General features: G+C 39.8%; 23 protein-coding genes and 1 pseudogene. 23 read left to right on the top strand and 1 reads right to left on the bottom strand.

What is annotated here, in order from left to right; translation table 11 throughout:
• The 23 genes and pseudogenes from VGE44_RS00800 to def all read left to right on the top strand — a co-directional run.
• Positions 1-309 (top strand): annotated as a pseudogene (locus VGE44_RS00800) (hypothetical protein); the annotation flags it as partial.
• On the top strand, positions 306-608 hold the full coding sequence (locus VGE44_RS00805) for a transcriptional regulator (RefSeq protein ID WP_331075869.1): 303 nt from the start codon (positions 306-308) through the stop codon (positions 606-608). The pseudogene VGE44_RS00800 and the gene VGE44_RS00805, both read left to right, overlap by 4 nt.
• A 52-nt stretch (positions 609-660) precedes the next feature.
• Entirely contained in the window at positions 661-2070 is a 1410-nt protein-coding gene (gene creD, locus VGE44_RS00810) for a cell envelope integrity protein CreD (protein ID WP_331075870.1), read from the top strand.
• A gap of 2 nt (positions 2071-2072) precedes the next feature.
• A complete protein-coding gene (locus VGE44_RS00815; protein WP_331075871.1) occupies positions 2073-2468 on the top strand; it encodes a DUF2809 domain-containing protein in 396 nt (131 codons plus the stop codon).
• Entirely contained in the window at positions 2465-3238 is a 774-nt protein-coding gene (locus VGE44_RS00820; protein WP_331075872.1) for an oxygenase MpaB family protein, read from the top strand. The genes VGE44_RS00815 and VGE44_RS00820 overlap by 4 nt, the downstream gene beginning before the upstream one ends.
• A 221-nt stretch (positions 3239-3459) precedes the next feature.
• Complete coding sequence (locus tag VGE44_RS00825) at positions 3460-5016, top strand: tetratricopeptide repeat protein (protein ID WP_331075873.1); 1557 nt, start codon at positions 3460-3462, stop codon at positions 5014-5016.
• Positions 5017-5148: 132 nt separating this feature from the next.
• Entirely contained in the window at positions 5149-5871 is a 723-nt protein-coding gene (locus VGE44_RS00830; RefSeq protein WP_331075874.1) for an SDR family oxidoreductase, read from the top strand.
• Positions 5855-6448, top strand: a complete 594-nt coding sequence (locus VGE44_RS00835) for a hypothetical protein (RefSeq protein WP_331075875.1) — start codon at positions 5855-5857, stop codon at positions 6446-6448. Before VGE44_RS00830 ends, VGE44_RS00835 begins: the two co-directional genes overlap by 17 nt.
• Before the next feature lie 7 nt (positions 6449-6455).
• Complete coding sequence (locus VGE44_RS00840; RefSeq protein WP_305364942.1) at positions 6456-6716, top strand: phosphopantetheine-binding protein; 261 nt, start codon at positions 6456-6458, stop codon at positions 6714-6716.
• On the top strand, positions 6709-8064 hold the full coding sequence (locus VGE44_RS00845) for a beta-ketoacyl-[acyl-carrier-protein] synthase family protein (RefSeq protein ID WP_331075876.1): 1356 nt from the start codon (positions 6709-6711) through the stop codon (positions 8062-8064). The genes VGE44_RS00840 and VGE44_RS00845 overlap by 8 nt, the downstream gene beginning before the upstream one ends.
• Positions 8054-8869 (top strand): enoyl-ACP reductase FabI, encoded by an 816-nt coding sequence (locus VGE44_RS00850; protein WP_331075877.1) that lies wholly within the window; start codon positions 8054-8056, stop codon positions 8867-8869. Before VGE44_RS00845 ends, VGE44_RS00850 begins: the two co-directional genes overlap by 11 nt.
• 7 nt (positions 8870-8876) lie before the next feature.
• On the top strand, positions 8877-9260 hold the full coding sequence (locus VGE44_RS00855; protein ID WP_331075878.1) for a holo-ACP synthase: 384 nt from the start codon (positions 8877-8879) through the stop codon (positions 9258-9260).
• 4 nt (positions 9261-9264) lie between these two features.
• Positions 9265-10086: an alpha/beta hydrolase gene (locus tag VGE44_RS00860; protein WP_331075879.1), complete on the top strand. Its 822-nt coding sequence runs from the start codon at positions 9265-9267 to the stop codon at positions 10084-10086.
• Complete coding sequence (locus VGE44_RS00865; RefSeq protein ID WP_331075880.1) at positions 10083-10739, top strand: 1-acyl-sn-glycerol-3-phosphate acyltransferase; 657 nt, start codon at positions 10083-10085, stop codon at positions 10737-10739. Before VGE44_RS00860 ends, VGE44_RS00865 begins: the two co-directional genes overlap by 4 nt.
• Positions 10740-10822: 83 nt before the next feature.
• Positions 10823-11473, top strand: coding sequence for a peptide-methionine (S)-S-oxide reductase MsrA (msrA, locus tag VGE44_RS00870; RefSeq protein ID WP_331075881.1), 651 nt, complete (start codon positions 10823-10825; stop codon positions 11471-11473).
• Between the two features lie 310 nt (positions 11474-11783).
• A complete protein-coding gene (locus VGE44_RS00875; protein WP_331075882.1) occupies positions 11784-13013 on the top strand; it encodes a pitrilysin family protein in 1230 nt (409 codons plus the stop codon).
• Positions 13014-13097: 84 nt separating this feature from the next.
• Positions 13098-14129 (top strand): GntR family transcriptional regulator, encoded by a 1032-nt coding sequence (locus tag VGE44_RS00880; protein WP_331075883.1) that lies wholly within the window; start codon positions 13098-13100, stop codon positions 14127-14129.
• 130 nt (positions 14130-14259) lie between these two features.
• Complete coding sequence (gene rhaT, locus VGE44_RS00885) at positions 14260-15336, top strand: L-rhamnose/proton symporter RhaT (RefSeq protein WP_331075884.1); 1077 nt, start codon at positions 14260-14262, stop codon at positions 15334-15336.
• A 16-nt stretch (positions 15337-15352) separates the two neighbouring features.
• On the top strand, positions 15353-17467 hold the full coding sequence (locus tag VGE44_RS00890; RefSeq protein ID WP_331075885.1) for a bifunctional aldolase/short-chain dehydrogenase: 2115 nt from the start codon (positions 15353-15355) through the stop codon (positions 17465-17467).
• Between the two features lie 19 nt (positions 17468-17486).
• Complete coding sequence (locus VGE44_RS00895) at positions 17487-18761, top strand: sugar isomerase (RefSeq protein ID WP_331075886.1); 1275 nt, start codon at positions 17487-17489, stop codon at positions 18759-18761.
• Positions 18762-18792: 31 nt separating this feature from the next.
• Positions 18793-20121, top strand: coding sequence for an FGGY-family carbohydrate kinase (locus VGE44_RS00900; RefSeq protein ID WP_331075887.1), 1329 nt, complete (start codon positions 18793-18795; stop codon positions 20119-20121).
• Between the two features lie 6 nt (positions 20122-20127).
• Positions 20128-20445 carry an L-rhamnose mutarotase gene (rhaM, locus tag VGE44_RS00905; protein WP_331075888.1) on the top strand — a complete coding sequence of 106 codons (318 nt, stop codon included), beginning with the start codon at positions 20128-20130 and terminating at the stop codon, positions 20443-20445.
• Between the two features lie 87 nt (positions 20446-20532).
• On the top strand, positions 20533-21105 hold the full coding sequence (def, locus tag VGE44_RS00910; RefSeq protein ID WP_331075889.1) for a peptide deformylase: 573 nt from the start codon (positions 20533-20535) through the stop codon (positions 21103-21105).
• A 120-nt stretch (positions 21106-21225) separates the two neighbouring features.
• On the opposite strand, the gene VGE44_RS00915 is transcribed toward def, so the two are convergent.
• Complete coding sequence (locus tag VGE44_RS00915; RefSeq protein ID WP_331075890.1) at positions 21226-21861, bottom strand: hypothetical protein; 636 nt, start codon at positions 21859-21861, stop codon at positions 21226-21228.
• Between the last annotated feature and the right edge of the window lie 47 nt (positions 21862-21908).

Below are 21908 nucleotides of genomic sequence, written 5' to 3' on the forward strand. Positions count from 1 at the left end.
CCGGTAAGCAGGCGTTTGATCAGCAGCATGCTCATTCCATTATTTACCGGCGGACTCTTTATAATTATTCTATTTTTACGGCTGGAATATGACCTGATTGCATCTGCCTGCCTGATATTTTATGGATTGTCTTTAATATCAGCAAGCCAGTACACATTCTCGGATGTGAAATGGCTGGGCATTTGCCAGATTATTCTGGGTTTAATGGCGGCTCTAATTCCGGCATCCGGACTCTTATTCTGGGTAATTGGATTTGGCCTCCTGCACATTATTTATGGTACTGTTATGCATTTTAAATATAACCGGTGAAAACATCCCTGGAACAATTTGATAAAGCTTTTGAAAACCGGATACGCCTGCAGATCATGAGCGTATTGCTTGCCAATGAGCATTATGATTTTAATTCCCTCAAAGACTTATTAGATGTAACTGACGGGAATCTTGCATCGCATATAAAAGCGCTTGAAAAAGAAGAATATATTATTGTGAATAAGACCTTCATTGGAAAGAAACCAAATACACAATATGCTGTATCCGAAAAAGGCCGAAAAGCCTTTATTAAACATCTGGAAGCCCTTGAAAATTTAATCAAACAGCAGAAGATATAATATTTTTTTACCCAGTTACTTTGAAATTCAAAGTACTTTTAAACAATTAAAAATGAAGATAGAACTAACAACAGAAAACAAGGGATTTAACAACTGGTTCGGGGGATCAGTATTAATCAAATTAGGCCTGATCGGCTTTCTAACTATTTTATTATTAATCCCTTCTTCCCTTATACAGGATCTGATTGCTGAGCGGCAGAACAGACAGGAGGAAGTCATCAGGGAAATTTCCGATAAGTGGTCGGGCAGCCAGCTTGTACAGGGACCGGTTTTGGTGCTGCCCTATAAAACTACAGTCATCGCAGAAGATCCCAATACCAGCAAAAGCAGTACCAGGGAAACGCTGACCAATATTTATATCCTTCCCGAAACGCTGAATATCTCATCAAAAGCAAATCCTGAAATGCTTCATAGGGGCATCTTTGATGCGGTGGTTTATAACAGCAAGATTCAGGTTAATGGAAAGTTCAGTCCCCTGGAACTGACAAAATCAAACATTGACCCCGCAATGATCCAATGGGATAAGGCAAAAGTAGCTATAGGCCTGACTGATTTGAAGGGGCTTAAAAATAATCCAATCATCAGGCTTGGAAATGAAAATTATGAAGCAGAACCCGACCTTACTTCACTCAAATTATTCAGCAATAACCTGATCATTCTTCCCAATCTAAGCAGCAATAAAGACACGGCACTCAGCTTTAGTTTTGATCTTGACCTTCGGGGAAGTGAAAAGCTCAGTTTTCTTCACCTGGGTAAGAACACCACGGTAAAAATTGAAGGAGAATGGAATAACCCAAGTTTTACCGGGAGGTATCTGCCGGATGAACGCTCGGTTTCGGGAAAGGGCTTTTCGGCAACCTGGAAAATGCCCTATTACAACAGGCCATATCCCCAGCAATGGATCGAAGAAAACACAATTTTAAATAAGGCAGATACGCTAGTAAAAGGAAATAATAACCCGGACACTCAGGCCACTTTTGGGGTTGATTTCCTCTTGCCTGTAGATCAGTATCAAAAGACCACGCGTGCTGCTAAGTATGCGATCCTGGTTATTTTACTTTCCTTTTTATCCCTTTTCTTTACAGAGCTGCTGAACAAAAGGAATGTTCACTTCCTTCAATATGTGCTGATCGGAGCCGCAATGACCATTTATTATACCCTATTACTTGCACTTAGTGAACAAGTTGGTTTCAATGCAGCTTATATCATCGCCTCCTTAGCGACAATAAGTCTGATCGGAACATTCATCTGGTCACTGCTTAAAAATAGCAAGGCAGCACTTCTTTTTTCCGGTATACTAAGTATGTTCTATGGTTTTATTTTTGTAATTCTTCAGCTTCAGGATATGGCCTTACTCGTTGGTAGTGTTGGATTATTTGTCATTATTGCAGCTTTAATGTATTTGTCGCAAAAAATTAGCTGGGAGCAGAACAAAGAGGAAGAACCAAACGTCAGGCATTAATTATGTACAGGTTTCACAAAGGATATTTTGGATTGACAGCAGGACTATTTTTGACTGAAGTGCTGATTGCGATGTACGTTCACGATGATTTTATCAGGCCTTATTTTGGAGATTTTTTGGTTGTTATTTTGATGTATTGTTTCATCAGGACTTTTGCCAATCTGGATGTAAAACTAACTGTCATAGCAGTCCTGATGTTTTCTTACCTGATAGAAGTACTGCAGTATCTCAATTTCGTTGAAATCATCGGACTGGGAAATTCTGAGCTAGCCCGCACGCTGATTGGTACATCCTTTGCCTGGATGGATATTGCAGCCTATACAACGGGTAGTCTGGCCATTCTCTGGCTTGAAAAAATGAAACCAGTGGGGTGGAATTTTAAAGATCAAAGAGGATGAAGTATTTTGTGAGCAAAGATTCGATAGTCCGCAGGATCTGGGGGAATGGAGACACCATCCTCCTGATCTTTGCCGGCGCCTCTGCAGAGTTTGCCTTGAATAAGGCGGTCGACTGGCTTTATTTCACCGGTCGGCTTCCTTCTGATCCGCTTAAGAGATTATTCTCCACTGTCGCTTATGCCCGACAGATCGTTTTTTCTGAATATGATGAAGCTATGCAGGCCATTGACAAAATTTCAGCCATTCACAAAGGTGTAGAACATTCCCGTGGCCAAAACATCCCGGATTGGGCCTACCGGGATGTTTTATTTATGCTGATTGATTATTCAATACGGTCTTTTGAGCTATTGGAGCAAAAATTAAGTGCCAGCGAAAAGGAGGAAGTTTATTCTGTTTTTTACTGGATGGGAACGCGTATGGGTGTTAAAGATCTGCCCCTGAACTATCAGCAATGGCTGCAAATGAGAAATTCGTCAATAGAAGAAAACCTTCTGAATGGGAATTTCACCAAAGATCTCTACAAACAATATAAAAAACACCTCGGATGGTTCAGATACCTGGTCTTAAAACAAGCTCAAATCCTGCTTGTTCCTGATAAAGTAAATGAACTGCTTGGCCTCGGGAAAAACCCCCTTTCAACTCCCATGCTGAATTTGTACAAGCTCAGCCGGATAATTCGCTTAAAATCAATGCTAAAGAATGCGATCCTGCCATCAGCTTATAAAAAAGAGCTTTTGGCTTTGGATACCTATTCCGGTGAATCTTTGTAAATAAACCAGTATCCCGAATGAGCCTTTAGCTCTGGCTCGCACCTTAAGAAAGACCACACAGAAGCCTATACCAATTGTGTTTGAAAAATTTTTGGATCGGGATTTGCAAGAAAAAAATCTGAATACCCATTAGTAAAAATATAAGAGATAATCTGCTGACATCAGGCTGGATAAACTCCCATCATTTAACAATAAACTCTATTGGGAAAATAAATCTAAATTTGCAGGGTCGTCAAAGGCTCATAGCCACTTCAAGACTAATCAATACTCATATTATTAAAGCGAATTATCCCGGAATGCAATATAAATATTTTATAACCCTGCTTCTTTTCTTTGGTATCCATCAGGCAGTAAATGCAAGCTTCGTATTCAACCCAAATTCAATAGCAGCATATCAGGCCATATTTGATTTGCGGTTTAATGATGCAAGAAAATACATCCGTGAAGAGAAAATTAATAATCCTCAAAATGGCATTCCGGTCTTGCTTGAAAATTACATTGATTATTTATTCCTGCTTACTTCAGAAAACAAAATTGAATTCGAAAAGTTTAAGAACCGGAAGTCGGGCAGGATAGATGCAATCAAAAAAAATGATAAAAATTCACCCTATTATCTTTTTGCCCAGGCTGAGATTTATCTTCAATCTGCAATGATTAAGGCTAAATTCGGGGAATACATGTCTTCTACTTATGATTTCAAAAAGGCGAAAGACCTGTTAACTGAAAATAATGAAAAGTTTAAGGACTTCTTGCCCAATCAAAAAAGCCTGGGATTGATAGAAGTGATCTTTGGAGCCATCCCAGCAAATATGAAAGGGATAGCAAGTGTATTGGGTATTGAGGGAAATATTACGAAAGGAAATAGGCAACTGGAAAGATTCAGACTGCAGATTGCGAATAGTAAATTTAGCTATTATAATGATGAAATTGTGTTTTTGCTCTGTTTTACAAATGTAGATGTGATTCAGGGCAGGAATAGTTACAGCTATGTGACACCACTCTTGAATAGCATGAATGATAAAAGCCTCCTCAAAGCTTATTTACAGGGTTACACTGCTTTTAGAACCGGACATGCCGATGCCGCAATTAAATTTATTGAAGCAGCACCCAAAGGCAGTCAGTACGCAGAACTGCCACTTATGAATTATCTAATGGGGAATGCTAAACTTTGCCGGATGGATTCAGATGCAAACCTATACCTCAGCAAGTTTGCAAATGAAACCCTTAGTACCAATTATATAAAGGATACTTACTTAAGGCTTGCATTTTATTATCTTATAAGAAATAATATTTCTCAATACAATCATTATTTAACATTGGTGAGAACCAAAGGTTCGGTAATTAATGAAAAGGATAAGCAGGCCTTGAAAGAAGCAAATGATGTTAAACCTAATCTAACTTTATTGAAAGCAAGACTCTATTTTGATGGCGGCAGTTATAATAATGCACTGGCTCAATTAAAATCAATTCAGGTTAATGATTTAAAAAGCCAGAGAGATAAACTGGAATTCTACTACCGTTTTGCGAGAACCTATGATATGATGAATGATTTTGATGATGCCTTGCTATATTATCAACGTACAATTAATCTGGGCAAAAATCAATCTTATTATTTTGCAGCTTATTCAGCCTTAAAATCTGGTAATATCTACGAATACATAAAAGACGATAAAAAAGCAGCCGAGTTTTACAATATGGCCCTGGGGATGAAAAATCATGAATATCAAATTGGTATTGACACTCATGCAAAAGAAGGCTTAAGAAGGCTTAGTGAATAAGAGCATAATTTAATTTTTATATCCGGCAGAGTATCTTTAATTTAAAAATTATATTTGATTTTATACTTTTACAGGTTTCAGAATCTATTTCAATTCATAAAGAAGAGATTATTATTAAAACTTTAGCTTAAAATGCCGGAAAAAAAGATACTGATAACCGGAGCAAGCAGGGGTTTGGGCCTGGCAATATCAAACGCGTTATCAAAAGAATATACATTGATCTTACATGCCACGCGCAAGGAAAGCTTTACCAATCCCGACCCTAAACACTACCTCCTTTGTGCTGACCTCAGCGATCCAAATGAACTCAGTGAATTTTGTAAACGTTTAAAAAAAGAACACGGAGAAACTCTGTATGGGGTAATCAATAATGCGGGCATTACATTTGATAAATCCCTCATTTATCAGCCGGAGAATGAAATAGACAAGTTGCTGCAGGTAAATCTTAAAGCGCCAATTATGATCTGCAAGGCTGTTATGAAACAATTCCTTTTAAATAAACGGGGGGTAATTATCAATGTAAGTTCATGTGTTGGTGAAACTGGTAATGCCTTTCAGGCAGTTTATTCGGCAACCAAGGCCGGTTTGGCAGCCCTGTCCAAATCACTCGCCCGCGAAGTTTCGGCTTTGAGCGAAGAACATTCCATCAGGATATTAAGCATAGCCCCGGGTTTTATTGAAACAGAGATGACAGATTCGGTACCTGAAAAATTCAGACAGGAATATTTAAAAGCCATTCCTGCAAACCGTTTCGGTAATGTGAACGAGGTTGCAGATGTGGTTGCTTTCCTTTTGTCGGATAAAGCATCATATATTAACGGAACTAACATAAATATAAATGGTGGGATATTATGATAAGGGCAAACATGTAGAAAGCCTGTGTTCAATACATCCGAGAGAAATACTTATTGCCTATGGTCCTAAAAAGCTGCTTGTTGATAAATATCACTGGCACTCAGCCAAAACAGGCGTTGTAGCAAGTTATACTCCCACAGATTATGATGTAGAGGACCATTTTGGCATTTTCAGAGGAGTAGATCAGATTGAGTCCTTTGTTCAGGCTACCGCTGCATCTTTATCCATGTTTTTGATCTGTCAGAAACATAGTTGTGCCCCCGAGGATTTGAAAGAAAAATCTGTCCCAAGCTTTATAAGCGTAGGCAATGTGAACTTTATGGCCGCACTTGAAAAGGGCGATACTTATGTTATTCTGGGGAAAATAACATTTTATAAATTTAAGCAAATGGTTTGCGATGGGAGGATTTACAGATGCCCCCAGGGATTAGACCTTGACGATTATTTTAAAGATTTTAACGAAGAGCGCTTACTTAAATATGATCTCTCACCTGATTTTAAACTTATTTCAGATTACTATGATATAACAGGGCGGGAAATAGACATAGAATATTTTAGAGCAATAAACAAAAAGTAAATTTTAAATGGAAAGACAAGAAATTATTGACGGTTTGATAGAGGTACTTAAAACTGTAAGAATGATAGAGCCAGAAAAATTAGTAGGTGTAACAGAAGAAACAGATTTTTTAGCTGATATGAATGTACCATCATCTCAAATGATCGCTATCGTCGCAAAAGTTGAGCAAAAGTTTGATATTGAATTTGAGGACGATGATATTGATGATTTAGGCTCAACTGTCAAGGATGTTGTTGATCTGATTTTAAAAGTAAAAGCACGTGGTTAATATCCCTGGCAGAAAGGTGGCTGTTGTTGGTATGGGCGGAGCGTTTCCTACCTGCAAAGATCTTTCAGAGTTTAGCAGCAAGCTATTTGCTAATAAAAGCCTGATCCGCACATTCGATGATGCTATGGCTTATGAGAAGCAGGTCAGGTCTACAGTAGCGGGTTTTATCACTGAGCCAGAGATGGATCTGGAGGTAATTTGGGATCCAATGGAAGGCATCTATCCGGAGACTTATATTGATAAATTGAACCGGATCCCGGATGCGAACCTGGCTACTTCAGACGTAGGAAGCATATGGTCAATGCTTGCAGCGCAAAATGCGATAAAAATGGCTGGCTGGTCAACAGACCTTGTCCAGTCAGAGCGAACCGGCGTTGTGATAGGTTCTGGTGGTTCAGCCAATACTATTCTCAGAAACGGATGGCACAATTTTTACGTTTTTGGCAGAAAGACCAGGCATTCAGGTGGTCATACGGTCGATCGAACCATGACCTACCGCGAAGCTGCCAATGTATCGGTTCTTATAAAAAATAAAGGTGTCTGTGAAACCATCAGCTCTGCCTGCGCCACCGGACTCGGTAACATTGGCTACGCTTATCGGCTAATCAAATATGGATTGCAGGATCGTGCAATCACAGGCGGGGTAGAAAGCACATCACTTGAAACCTTTATTGGTTTTGATGGCATGATGGTTTTAAGCCGGGGTTTTAGCCCTGAAGAAAGCTCGCGCCCGTTTGACATGGCCAGAAACGGGTTTGTATGCTCATTTGGTGCAGGTATAGTAGCCCTTGAAGAATATGAGCAAGCGGTAGCCCGTGGTGCTGATATATTAGGGGTAATTGACGAATATTTTAACAATTCAGACGGCGATGGTGATATGTTCTATCCATCATTTGCCGGACAGCAAAGGTTATGGAAAGGTGTAATGGCCGGTTCAAACGAAAAACCCGATGTTGTGAAAGTGCATGGTACATCTACCCCATCAGGCGATGCTATTGAACTATTAAGTGTAATTGATGCATTGGGTGAAGAGGGATACCATATATCTGCCCCAAAATCACAATTTGGACACATGCTGGGTGGTGCAGGTGCCGTAGAATTCATAACTGCTTTACTGATGCTTAAAGAGCAAAAAGTTTTGCCCTGTTTAAATTCTCCCAACCTCAACCCTGAATTAGAAACGTTCCAGAAAAACCCGGATTGGAAAGGACCTGTGAAGCCACTGGCTGCTTACCGTCACCTGCTTCCGCAGGAAAGTTTTTCAAAACCAATTAATAGCATTGTTTGCCTTAATTACGGATTTGGTGGTACCAACAGTGCTTTAAAGTTGTCAAGATATGATAAATAATACTGGTAAGGTTGCAGTAATTTTCGGTGTCAGGAATGAAGAATCCATTGCCTATAATATTGCTGCAAAACTACATCAGTCGGGCTGCAAAATTGCCTTAAGCTATGTTGAAGATACGCGCGATGAGGTACTTTACCTGCTTGAAAAATTAGGTCTTGATACCAAACTTGCAATGCAGGTTGATGTAAGGGATGAAGCTCAGATCAGCAGCTTTCTGAATGCGGTATACAATACTCATGGCCCTATCGATTACATTTTACATGGTGTAGCCTTTGCTAACACCAAAGTGCTTTGTTCGAACTTTCTTGGCAGTAAAGAGCCCATCCCTGCTTACATTGATATTCCTTTCGAAGATCTGATGGATTCTTTTAATATCAGCGCCTATTCTCTGTTAAGAATAGCCCGTGTGGCCGAAAGTATGTTACACAAAAATGCATCCATCCTAACTCTTACCTATAATGCGGCTAACAGAGTTATTCCGCAATATGGGGGAATGGCAATCAATAAAGCGGCTCTTGAAAATATCATGGTATACCTGGCAAGCTACTTCCGCAATAAGCAGGTTCGGGTTAACGCCATTTCTGCCGGACTGGTTATGACTACTTCATCAGGCGGAATCAATGGTGTACGCAAAATGCGTAAATTGGGCAAATATATGGCTCCGTTAGGAAATATTGATGCCGGTGATGTAGGAGATGCCGCCCTTTACTATTTCTCTGATCTTTCAAAAAAAGTAAGCGGAAATATTCATTTTGTAGATGGTGGATTTAACATTATGGGAGTACCTGTTATAGATGAAGAATGAGTTGGAAATGTCTGTAAATCAAATAACTGCACAGCGCACATTTGCTGTCGGAAATGATTTGGTACATATAGAAAATTTTAAACTTTCACTCAGTGATCTCTTCAAAAACAAGGTCTATACTCCAGCTGAGATTGCTTACTGCGAGAGCTTTTCCGATTCTTTGCAGCGCTATGCATCAACCTGGGCTGCTAAGGAGGCTGTTTATAAAGCCATCAAACAACTGGATTCATCATCTGTGGGATGGAAAAAAATAGAAATTAGCAGGGCTAAAAAAGCAGGAATGCCGACGGTAGTATTACCGGATCATCTCAAAAAATACGAAGTGAGCCTTACAATATCACACGATGCCGAATATACCTGGGCTCTGGCATTAATTAATGCAATAGTTTAATCCCTTGACCTCGCATTTTTATAAATCCGATTTTGTTGATCTCCATTATTATAAATATGGAACAGGTGAGGAGCATATGCTGTGTTTTCATGGATTTGGTATGCATGGTAAACAGTTCCGGGAATTAGAACCGGAATTAGGAAATAAATATACTTTTTGGGGCTTCGACCTGTTTTTTCATAAAGCCACAAAGCTGAGGGACCAAAGTCTGGATACTGTAAAAACAGGATTAACAAAAAAAGAGTTAGCCGGCCTTATTCTGGACTTTTGTAAGGCGCAAAACATTAATCGTTTTTCGGTCATTGGTTATTCTATGGGTACTCATTATGCAACCACAATTGCTGAAGAGCTTCCCGAAATGATCAATGAATATATCGTAGCGGCACCCTCATCTATAAAGCCCGGAAACATTATCAGGTTCTTTAGCAGAAGTAAATTCGGAAACAAAATCATCGAGAAAATATCTTTGAGTAAAGATGCGATGGTTAAGCTTTTAAATATGTTCAGAAGGGCCCGTTTTATAGATGAAGAAGGCCATGGAATTCTATTAAAAGAAATTGAAACACATGAATTGAGGTTTAACCTGTACGCCAGCCTGACCTATTTACGTTATTTAACAACCGATGAAGCAAAACTCATTTATGCGTTAAATAATCATCCTATCAGGAGTATCTTTATTTTCGGCCGGCGGGATAAATCATATCCACTAAGTATTGGTAAATCATTTTTACCACTGATTAAAAACGCAGAAATATTGAATTTAAATGAAGGGCATGAAATGATCAATAAAGGTTTTGCGAAAGTTTTAGGAGATTTGCTGTCATGATCATTAAATCAAAGCCCTTGTCGCTATTCTGGTTAAAAGTGGGTGGGTACCTCCTATCGAAATTTTTCAGGACATTTTACTTTAATAAACTGATTATCAGGCCCGTTGAAATTAAATCAGATCATTCTTATATTTTATCAATCAATCACTTCAGTTTCGGCGACGGCTTTTTAGGTTTTTATCTGGCCTATCAGGTGCTTATTAAACAGGGCAAAATGAAACGGCTTTACATTATGTCCTTAAAAAAGCAAATGGAAATGAAGTGGTGGCTAAGGCATCTTGGTTCCTTTTCAATTGATCCCGGTAAATATTCTGTGAAAGAAAGTATGGCCTATGCTGCTGAAATATTGAATGAGCCAGGAAATTTATTACTGTTTTTTCCACAGGGGAACCTTGAAAGCTGCCATATCAGAACTATACAATTTCAAGACGGCATCTCAGAAATAGTACCACAGATAAAAGGCAATTGTCAACTCTTATGGAGCAGCAACATTGGCGATTATTTTGAAAGCATTAAGCCATCAATGTATTTTAATATGCTCGATTGCGGTACCGCAAAGGATTTTGATTTTGACCGGTTTAAACGAGAGATAAACCTGCATCATAAAAGATCATTGCAACAAAACATACGATTTACTCAGGAAGAAGATTAAAACATTGTAATTAGCATCCTTTTTGTATATGGATTGTAAATCTATAAGAGCCATTGTTACGTATCTTTATTAAAATCAATAAAATGAAACGCTATCTGAGTATTATACCCGCTTTGTCACTTATTCTGGTTTTATTTTCCTGTGATGCAATTTCCCAGAAAAAAACGGATGTCAGAAAAGTGAAACTCACAGCACCTCAGGGTAAAGCCATCGCTGCGTTTGCTGAAGGCTGTTTCTGGTGCTCTGAACACATCTTTGAGGCTGTAGTGGGAGTAGATTCAGCTGTTTCAGGGTATGCGGGTGGAAATGTGCCAAACCCAACCTACGATCTCGTAAATACCGAAACTACCGGCCATGCAGAAACCGTTTTGGTATATTATAATCCCAAGTTGATCTCCTACACAGAACTTTGTAAGGTATTCTTTGCTTCACACGACCCAACCACTCCAAATCAGCAGGGACCCGACAGAGGTTCCTCCTACCGTTCAATTTTGTTTTATACCGGTGCAACAGAGAAAACAGCAGCACAGCAGGCCGTAAAAGATGCCACCAATTCTGGCAGATTCAAAAAATCAATTGTAACTGAGCTAAAACCACTAAGCGAATTTTACCGGGCTGAGGGCTACCATCAGGATTATATAGAGCACAACCCGAATCAGGGATACGTGCGGGCGGTCTCTATTCCACGGTTTGAATTGTTTAAGAAGACTTATAAGGGAAAGCTTAAGTTGTAAGTAATAAGTTATAGGTTGTAAGTTTTCAATCACGTTTAATTGAAAATTAGAATAAATAAGTAACTAGGATTGATATTTTACAAGGTTTGGAAAATAATACTTTTAGAGAATTAGGAGTTTTGTTCTTCACCTAAAATTCCATTTGCTAATTATCTCATTATCAAATTTGCTAATTCAAACTTTTGTAAACGCGACTGACGAATTTATCTTGCAGGATGGCTATGTAAATTCGTAAGTCCTCCCATTTGCTAATTCAATTGACAAATTGACAAATCGTATTATTGACAAATCGATTTTCTACCTTTGCTGAATGGATTACCAGGTACACCAATTGCAAAATGGAATACGCATTCTGCATAAGCCAAGCCCTTCCAATATTTCACATGCCTGTATTATTATCAATGCGGGTTCCCGCGATGAAAATCCTTCCAAAGATGGTCTCGCCCATTTCATTGAACATCTGCTATTTAAACAGACTGAAAAAAGAAATACTAACCAGATCCTTAACCGCCTCGAGTTAGTTGGAGGTGATCTGAATGCTTATACCACCAAAGAATATACCTGTATCCACGCTTCTTTTTTGAAACCTCACCTGGAACGATCGCTCGACCTTTTTGAGGATATCGTATTTCATTCCGTATTTCCCGAAGAGGAAATGAAAAAGGAAAAGGAAGTCATTCTGGATGAAATATCTTCTTATCAGGATCAGCCCGATGAGGCTATTAATGATGATTTTGAAGATCTGCTTTTTGAAGGACACCCCCTGGGTCGTAATATTCTGGGTACTCCATTAACCGTACAAAGTTTTACAAAAAAGGATATTGTCGATTTTCACAAGGCAAACTACCGCACCGATGAGATCGTCATCGGAATCTATGGGGATTATGATCTTAAAACGATCATCCGGCTCAGCGAAAAGCTTTTTGGCGAAATCCCGGCAAATTTACCTCAACGAACAAGGGAAAAAACCGGGGCCTACTATGCAAAAAAACTGGTTTTCAGTAAACCCATCAACCAGACACACTGTGTGATTGGTAACCGGTCCTATTCCATGCACCATAAGCATAAGACAGCATTTCTCCTGCTCAATAACCTGCTGGGGGGCACCGGTATGAGTTCAAGGCTAAACCTCGAAATCCGCGAAAAATATGGCATCGCCTACACCATTGAATCAAACTATACCCCGATGAGTGACACCGGTATCTTTTCAATCTATTTTGGTACCGATACCGAAAAAACTGAGAGGGCCCTTAAACTCGTAGAAAAAGAACTGAAAAAGCTCAGAGAGCAAAAACTGGGTCCTGTACAACTGAGACAGGCAAAAGATAAATTTATCGGACAAATTGCACTCGGTGAAGAAAACAGAATGGGACTGCTGATTTCAATGAGTAAAAGTCTGCTGGATTATAGCAGGGTAGATTCACTGGAAGAAATATTTGCGAAAATAAATGCTGTCAGCGATTCTCAATTACTTGAAATTGCCAATGAGATGTTCGATCCAAAAGAACTGAGCTCTATGATCTTCAATCCGAAAGAATAATTTCTATTCGAACACCCTCCAATAAAAATTGCTAATTTTCCTCCGAAAAATTCCATAAACGGAGAAAAATCAATTTTTTAAGAAATGAAGCGGACCAGATTGTTTAATCACATTCACATTGATGGGTATTCTGCGACACCGAAATATCTTCAGTTAACAAATTCGATTAAAGATGCTATCATCGCCGGCAAAATTAAAAAAGATGACCTGCTCCCATCGATCAATGAATTAAGCTGCATTCTCGAAATTTCAAGAGATACCGCAGAAAAAGGGTATAAGCACCTCAAAAGTCTGGGTATAGTTAATTCTGTTCCCGGAAAAGGATATTATATCAGCAATGTTGATTTCAGGCAAAGGCTTCGTATCTTTCTATTATTCAATAAGTTAAGTTCTCATAAGAAAATTGTTTACGATGCATTTGTAGCTGCGCTTGGAGAGCAGGTTGCCATTGACTTCTATATCTATAACAATGACTTTGCCCTGTTCAAAAAACTGCTTGACAATAAAAAGGAAGACTATTCTCATTATGTAATCATTCCGCATTTTATCGAAGGAGGGGAAGAATCTTACCGATTGATTAATGAAATCCCTAAAGATAAACTGGTTCTCCTGGATAAATTGTTACCCGGTGTTGAGGGTGAATATGCAGCAGTTTATGAAAACTTTGAAAAGGATATTTACAATGCGCTGGAACAAGCAAGGGATCAGTTAAGCAAATACCATACACTAAAGATCATTTTCCCTGATAAAAGCTATTTCCCAAATGAGATAATCAAAGGATTCAATCGCTTCTGCCAGCAATATGCCTTTTCCCATAAAATTGTAAATGATATCAGCACCGAACCAATTCAGGAAGGCGAAGTGTTCATTAATCTGATGGAAGCAGATCTGGTCACGTTAATCGAACGGATCATTTCCTTAAAGCTTAAGGTTGGGAAGCAGGTTGGAGTAATATCCTACAATGAAACCCCGCTTAAGAAAGTCATTCTTAACGGAATTACTACGATCTCAACCGATTTTTCAAAAATGGGCGAACTTGCAGCCCAATTAATTCTGAGCAATTCTCATGCTCATGCAGAGGTTCCCTTCCATCTTACCTTAAGGCCATCACTTTAGAATATTTTAGCCTTTCAGAATAATTGTCTTATCTTATTATCGCTATCCTGGCTTGCATGACAGTGCATGACAGCTGAGTACCAAATGATCAATATTTTTAGATAAAATCAGAATCCCTTAAATCCGATTCATGCAAGCAATTTTAGGTGTCATTTTTCATTTAATTGGCGGAGCCGCATCCGGCAGTTTTTACCTTCCGTTTAAGAAAGTTAAAGGATGGTCCTGGGAAAGCTACTGGATAATTGGCGGGCTTTTTTCATGGCTTATTGTACCCCCGCTCGCAGCTTACCTCACCATTCCTGCATTTGCTGAGATCATCAGCAATACCGAAAGCTCAATTTTAAAAGTTACTTTCATCATGGGTTTGTTATGGGGAATTGGTGGTTTAACCTACGGGCTTGGCGTTCGTTACCTTGGGATGTCCCTCGGAAACTCTGTTGTTCTGGGATTCTGTTCCGCTCTGGGCTCATTACTGCCACCGGTATTTTATGATTTGTATCCGCAAGCCGGAAAAGTCAGTTTTACCCAAATGCTTAATGATGAAGGTGGCCGCATTGTACTGCTTGGTGTTTTGGTCTGTCTTTTTGGAATTTTCCTGTGTGGCCGTGCCGGAATGCTTAAAGAACGTGAATTAAGTGAAGAGACCAAAAAGGAAAGTATTCAGGAGTTCAATTTGGTAAAAGGACTGATTGTCGCAATTATTTCGGGAGTTTTAAGTGCCTGTTTCAATTTCGGCATTGAAGCCGGAAAACCAATGGCGGATGCTGCAAATACCCTTTGGAAAAGTGCCAATCCAACCGAAACTACAGAATTCCTCTTTCAGAATAATGTTACCTATGTCGTACTTTTATGGGGTGGTTTAGCAACCAACCTCATCTGGTGTATGATCCTGAATACCCGAAATAAAACATTTGGAGACTATGCCAATAAAAAGACACCGCTGCTTAAAAATTATATCTTTTCGGCAGTTGCAGGTACCACCTGGTTTTTACAATTCTTTTTCTACGGCATGGGCGAAAGTAAGCTGGGGAACGGAGCAAGCTCCTGGATCCTGCACATGGCCTTCATTATCCTGATTGCAAATATGTGGGGGTTATTACTAAAAGAATGGACCGCAGTCAGCAAAAAAACATTTTCAACCTTTATTATCGGAATTATCACGATCATTCTTTCAGTATTACTGGTAGGATATGGAAATTCCATATAAACAAAACCAATTCATTATGGCACAATCAAATTTTAAACACGTCAGTTACCTCTGGGATGATGCTGAAGCGGCTAAACTTGCAGGAGATGAAGTAGGATTACTTATTTACAGATCCAATATTTTGGGTGCAGACCTGCGGTTAACCAATTATGGCGGTGGAAATACCTCCTGCAAAGTGATGGCTAAAGATCCGCTGACAGGTATAGAAACTGAGATAATGTGGATCAAGGGATCAGGCGGAGATATCGGAACTTTAAAGAAAAGTGGACTTGCAGCACTTTACAATGATCGTCTGCGTAACCTGAAAAATATCTACCGTGGACTGGAACATGAAGATGAGATGGTTGAACTTTTCAACCATTGCATTTATGATCTGAATTCAAAGGCTCCATCCATTGATACACCCCTGCATGGCTTTCTTCCTTTCAAACATATTGATCACCTCCATCCTGATGCGGCTATCGCAATTGCTGCAGCAAAAGATGGAAAGAAGATCACTGCAGAGCTTTTTGACAATAAAATTGGCTGGGTTGACTGGAGAAAGCCAGGATTTGAACTTGGTTTAGAACTAAAAGCTTGCCTGGATAATAACCCGGGAATTAAGGGAATTATGTTAGGTTCTCATGGCTTGTTTACCTGGGGAGATACTGCATACGAATCTTATATGAACACCCTTGAAGTGGTTGAAAAATGTGCAGAGTTCATTGAGGAAAGTGTGAGAAAGAATGGAAGTGTATTCGGCGGGAAGAAAATTGATGGCCTTGCCGGGCAACAAAGAAAGGAACAGGCAGCGAAAATTGCTCCTGTTTTACGCGGACTTTGTTCTTCAGAACGCTCCATGGTAGGTCACTTTACAGATGATCCAAGGGTCTTAGAGTTTATAAATTCCAATGATCTGGATCGCCTGGCCCCAATGGGAACCAGCTGCCCCGATCACTTTTTAAGAACGAAGATCAGTCCGCTGATACTCGATCTTAAGCCTGATGCAGACCTTAGTAATCCGAAAGAACTCATCACAAAGCTTCAGCCACTTTTTGAAGCTTACCGAAAAATGTATGCAGAATACTACAATACCTGTAAGCATCCAAACTCGCCGGCCATCCGGGACTCAAATCCGGTTATTATTCTATACCCGGGAGTCGGACTATTCTCTTTCTCCAAAGACAAACAAACTGCCCGTGTAGCTGCAGAATTTTATACCAATGCGATCAATGTGATGCGCGGTGCAGAGGCAATTTCTGAATACACTTCACTCCCAAGACAGGAGGCATTCAATATCGAATACTGGTTACTTGAAGAAGCAAAACTTCAAAGGATGCCAAAGCCAAAATCATTAAGTGGTAAAATTGCCTTGGTAACAGGCAGTGCAGGTGGTATTGGGAAAGCAATCTCAAGAAAATTTGTTGAAGAGGGCGCGGTGGTCGTTCTGAATGACCTGGATCAGGGACGTCTGGAAAGTGCGGGAGCTCAGTTTCTGAAAGAATTTGGTCGCGACAGCTATACTACTGTTCAACTCAATGTTACTGAAGATAGTGATATAAAAAATGCATTTGCACAGGCCGCTCTGAGCTTTGGAGGAATAGATATCGTTGTAAATTGCGCCGGTCTGTCTATTTCAAAACCGATTGAAGAACACACTGACAAGGACTGGGATCTGCTTTATGATGTACTAGTAAAGGGTCAGTTTAAAATCACTCAGGAAGCCGTAAATACTATGAGAAAGCAGAATATGGGCGGCGATATTCTCAATATCGTGAGTAAAAATGCATTGGTTTCAGGTCCGAATAATGCCGGCTATGGTTCTGCAAAAGCCGCTCAATTGCACCTGAGTCGTTTGAATGCTGCAGAACTCGGTCCGGATAAGATTCGGGTCAATGTGGTTAACCCGGATGCGGTGATTGCCGACAGTAAAATCTGGGAAGGGGCATGGGCCGAAGGAAGGGCTAAAGCATACGGAATCACAGTGGCTGAACTCCCTGCATTTTATGCAAAACGTACCCTTTTGAATGAAACCATTTTACCCGAAGATATTGCCAATGCCTGCTATGCATTTGTGGGAGGCTTGCTCAGCAAATCAACAGGAAATGTCCTGAATGTGGATGGTGGTGTTGCAATGGCTTTTGTGAGATAAGCATTAATAACTAGAAATTATGAAGCTTGACGACCATATAATTGCTCAGCACAATCAAAAATCAGCCGAAATTCACAAATCAAAATTTGAGTTTTTAAAAGCACAAATTATTGATAGTGATAATATTATATCAAAACTAATCGACTTTCAGATTGCCATTCCAAGCTGGGCTTTGGGAAATGGCGGTACTCGTTTCGGTAGATTTGCCGGAGGTGGTGAACCCAGAAATCTGGAAGAAAAGATTGAAGATGTGGGTTTGATGCATAAACTGAACCGATCGGGAAATGCGATTTCACTGCATATTCCCTGGGATATTCCTAAAGATTATCAGGCAATCCGGAATCTTGCAAAGGAACATGAGTTGCGATTTGATGCAATGAATTCCAATACCTTCCAGGACCAAAAGGGACAAGAGAAAAGTTATAAATATGGTTCTCTGCAACATGTAGATCCGGCCGTGCGAAAGCAGGCAATTGACCATAATATTGAGGTAATTAAACATGGCATTGAGCTGGGCTCAAAATCATTAACCGTATGGCTGGCTGATGGTTCCTGCTTCCCCGGGCAGCTAAATTTCAGAACCGCTTTTCAAAATACACTGGAGAGTTTGAAAGAAATTTATGCTGCACTTCCGGCAGACTGGAAAATGTTCGTGGAATACAAGGCTTTTGAGCCTAATTTCTATTCGACTACCGTTGGCGACTGGGGGCAATCCCTTTTATATACCAGCAAATTAGGACCAAAAGCTTACACATTGGTTGATTTGGGTCATCACTTACCCAATGCGAATATTGAGCAGATCGTTTCGCTGCTATTGATGGAAGGAAAACTGGGAGGTTTTCACTTTAACGATTCAAAATATGGGGATGACGACTTAACTGCCGGCAGTATCAAACCTTACCAGCTATTCCTGATTTTCAATGAGCTGATTGAGGGTATGGATGATCGTAAAATGAATCATGCCACCGATCTTGGATGGATGATTGATGCTTCGCATAATGTAAAAGATCCTCTTGAAGATCTTTTACAATCTGTTGAAGCAATCATGATCGCCTATACTCAGGCATTGCTGGTAGATCGGAAAGCGCTCATGGAAGCACAGTTGAAAAACGATGTAGCCCGGGCTCAGGAAATTTTACAGGATAGTTTCCGTACAGATGTAAGGCCATTGGTGGCTGAAGCACGCCTGCGGTCTGGAGGAGCATTAAACCCGATCGGCTTATTCCGCGAACTGAATGTTCGTGCAGAACTGATCAGGGAAAGAGGCATGGAGACTGCTGCGACAGGTTTATAATCTTAATTGAATCAGGAAAAAAAATGAGCACATGCAGCTACCGGTAATTGCAGTATTTGATATCGGAAAAACTAACAAAAAACTGCTCCTCTTTGATGAGCAGCTTAAGATCGTTTTTGAACATGCTGATCAGTTTGCCGAAAGCAAAGATGAAGATGGATTTCCATGTGATGATCTGGAGAAACTGAACAATTTTGTGTTCGAATCACTCCGTACGGTTCTTTCTAAACCGGAATTTGAACTCAAAGGACTCAATTTCACTGCTTATGGAGCCAGTTTCGTTTATATTGATGAATCCGGAAAGCCACTCAGCCCATTATACAATTACCTGAAACCTTATCCTGAAGAGCTGCTGGAACAGTTTTATTTGGCCTATGGAGGCAAGACTGAATTTGCAAAAGAAACAGCATCACCGGTACTTGGAAGCCTGAATTCGGGTATGCAGCTCTATCGGATCAAATACGAGCGCAATGACTTGCTGAAACAGATCAGATACGCTTTACATTTACCCCAATATCTGAGTTTCCTGATCAGTGGAAAAAGCTGCTCAGACATTACCAGCATCGGCTGCCACACCAATCTCTGGGATTTCCGCAAAAACAATTACCATCGCTGGCTTGAAAATGAGGGCTTAATTGATAAACTCGCGCCAATTTTACCTTCAGATTCGGTAATAAAAACAAATTTTGAAGGGCATAGTTTTGATGTGGGTATCGGCTTGCATGACAGTTCAGCAGCATTAATTCCATATCTGGTCAATTTTAAAGAACCATTCCTGCTGATCTCAACAGGTACCTGGTGCATCAGTTTAAACCCTTTTAATTCGAGTCCTTTAAGTACTTTTGAACTTGAATCAGATTGTCTCTGTTACCTGCATTATCAGGGTAAACCTGTCAAGGCATCCCGTCTTTTTGCGGGAAATGAGCATGAACAGGAGCTGAACAGAATTTCCCAGTACTTTTCAAAGCCAAAATCAAGATATGAACAGATGAATTTTGATTCTGCTTTTTTAAATCTTTTAGACCAGGAAGAAGTTTACTCAGGAAATGACCTCCCATCCTATGCATCTGATACAGAAACTTATCACAGGCTGATGATTCATATCATCAAACAGCAAAAAATATCCAGCGGGCTGGTCATAAAAGGTTCAGTTGTAAAGCGGATTTTTGTGGATGGGGGATTCAGTAAAAACTCGATCTACATGAATCTATTATCCATTGTTTTTCCCGGGATGGAAGTCTTTGCTGCTTCAATGGCACAGTCGACCGCAATGGGTGCCGCACTGGCGATTCATCATAGTTTCGGTAATAAGACTGTTCCCAATGACCTGATCGAATTAAAATTTTATTCAGCAAAATAAATCAGCATGAACAATATTGTTTCTTTTAAAATGAAGCTGAAACCGGGTTTTAAAGAAGAGTATAAACGCCGTCACGACCTGATCTGGCCTGAGCTAAGCGCTCTTTTAACAAATGCTGGAATCAGCAATTACTCCATCTTTCTGGATGAAGAAACCAATATACTGTTTGCAGTTCAAACCCTATCCGGTAATAATAACTCACAGGATCTTAGTAAAACCGAAATCGTTAAGAAATGGTGGGCCTATATGGCCGATATCATGGATACAAATGAGGATAATTCACCGGTAAGCAAGCCTTTGGAGCTGGTGTTTCACATGGATTAAGAAATCCTTTCAATCATAAAACCGCTGTTAAACCTGCCCTAAGCACAGAAATTTGTTATATAGGGGAAAGAAGGCTATTTTTGCAAAATGAAATTGCCCATCATCGCCTACGGAGATTCCGTTTTACGTAAGAAAGGAACAGAAATCACAAAAGATTATCCTGAATTGAATAATCTTATTGAGAATATGTTCGAGACCATGTACGGCGCTCATGGGGTAGGACTTGCAGCCCCGCAGATTGGCTTATCAATTCGTCTTTTTGTGGTTGATGCCACCTCCTTTGCTGAAGATGAACCGGCTTTAAAAGATTTTAAGAAAACTTTTATCAATGCTCAGATTATTGAAGAAAGTGGTAATAAATGGTCGTTTAATGAAGGTTGTCTTAGTATCCCTGATATCCGTGAAGATATCGACCGGCATGAAAGCCTGACCATTTCATATTATGATGAAAACTGGAAACACTATGAAGAAACATACAAAGGATTGGCTGCCCGTATCATCCAGCATGAATACGATCACATTGAAGGCAAACTCTTTGTCGATAAATTAAGCCCGCTTCGTAAAGCCATGCTTACCAACAAACTCAATTCAATATCAAAGGGAATTGTAAAGGTGGAATATAAAATGAAGTTTCCTGCGCTAAAGAAGGGGAGGAGATAGGAGATTAGGATGATAGGATTAAAGGATAATAGGATTGTAGGATTAAGGAATATTCAGAAATCAAAGTGTCACAATTGAAATTAAATTTCCTTCATTCTCAATTCTCCATTCTCAACTAACTTATTGCTCTCTACTCCTATCTCCCTGCATAATCTGCTGAATTAGAGCACCCCATGCAAAAGGGTTCAGCAATGGATTGGCTAAGCGCTGGTTGATATTTTTATTAACGAGTCGGTTATGGTTATTCTGAAAATTGAAACTCTGCATTTCTGCTCCATCACGGGGAAGTGTAGCCATCATAGAAGCCAAACTCTCACGGCTAAGATTCTTTTTAGCTATTTCAAGATCATCATCGGCAAACTTCATGGTCATGAATTCCTTTTTGAATTCATCTGTACTTGCCCAGGGATAAACCCTTACACCAGGAAGATTAATTGATTCCTGTTGCATTTTCATCAGTACGGTATACTTACTATCCGCCAGACCATTTGGTATAATCAGAGCTTCACGTCTGTAACCTACCGCCGTAAAAGCAAGTGTATCACCTTCGTGCGCGACAAATGAAAAATATCCTTTATAGTTTGCAGAGTAAAACTGATCGCGACCGCTAAGGTTAGTAATGGTCACATAAGGCACTACCGTATTACTATCGCGGTTTACAATTATCCCTGAAAATTGCACGATTTTCCTCTCTCTGACCTGAGTAAATCCGGAGAGACTGCAAAGTAAGCATATGAGGAATAAGCAGTAACGCATCGTTCAAAGTTAATAAAATCGCACCTCAGTGGTGTTAAATTATGTTA

It is taken from the genome of Daejeonella sp., assembly GCF_036405355.1.
Classification (GTDB): Bacteria; Bacteroidota; Bacteroidia; order Sphingobacteriales; family Sphingobacteriaceae; genus Daejeonella.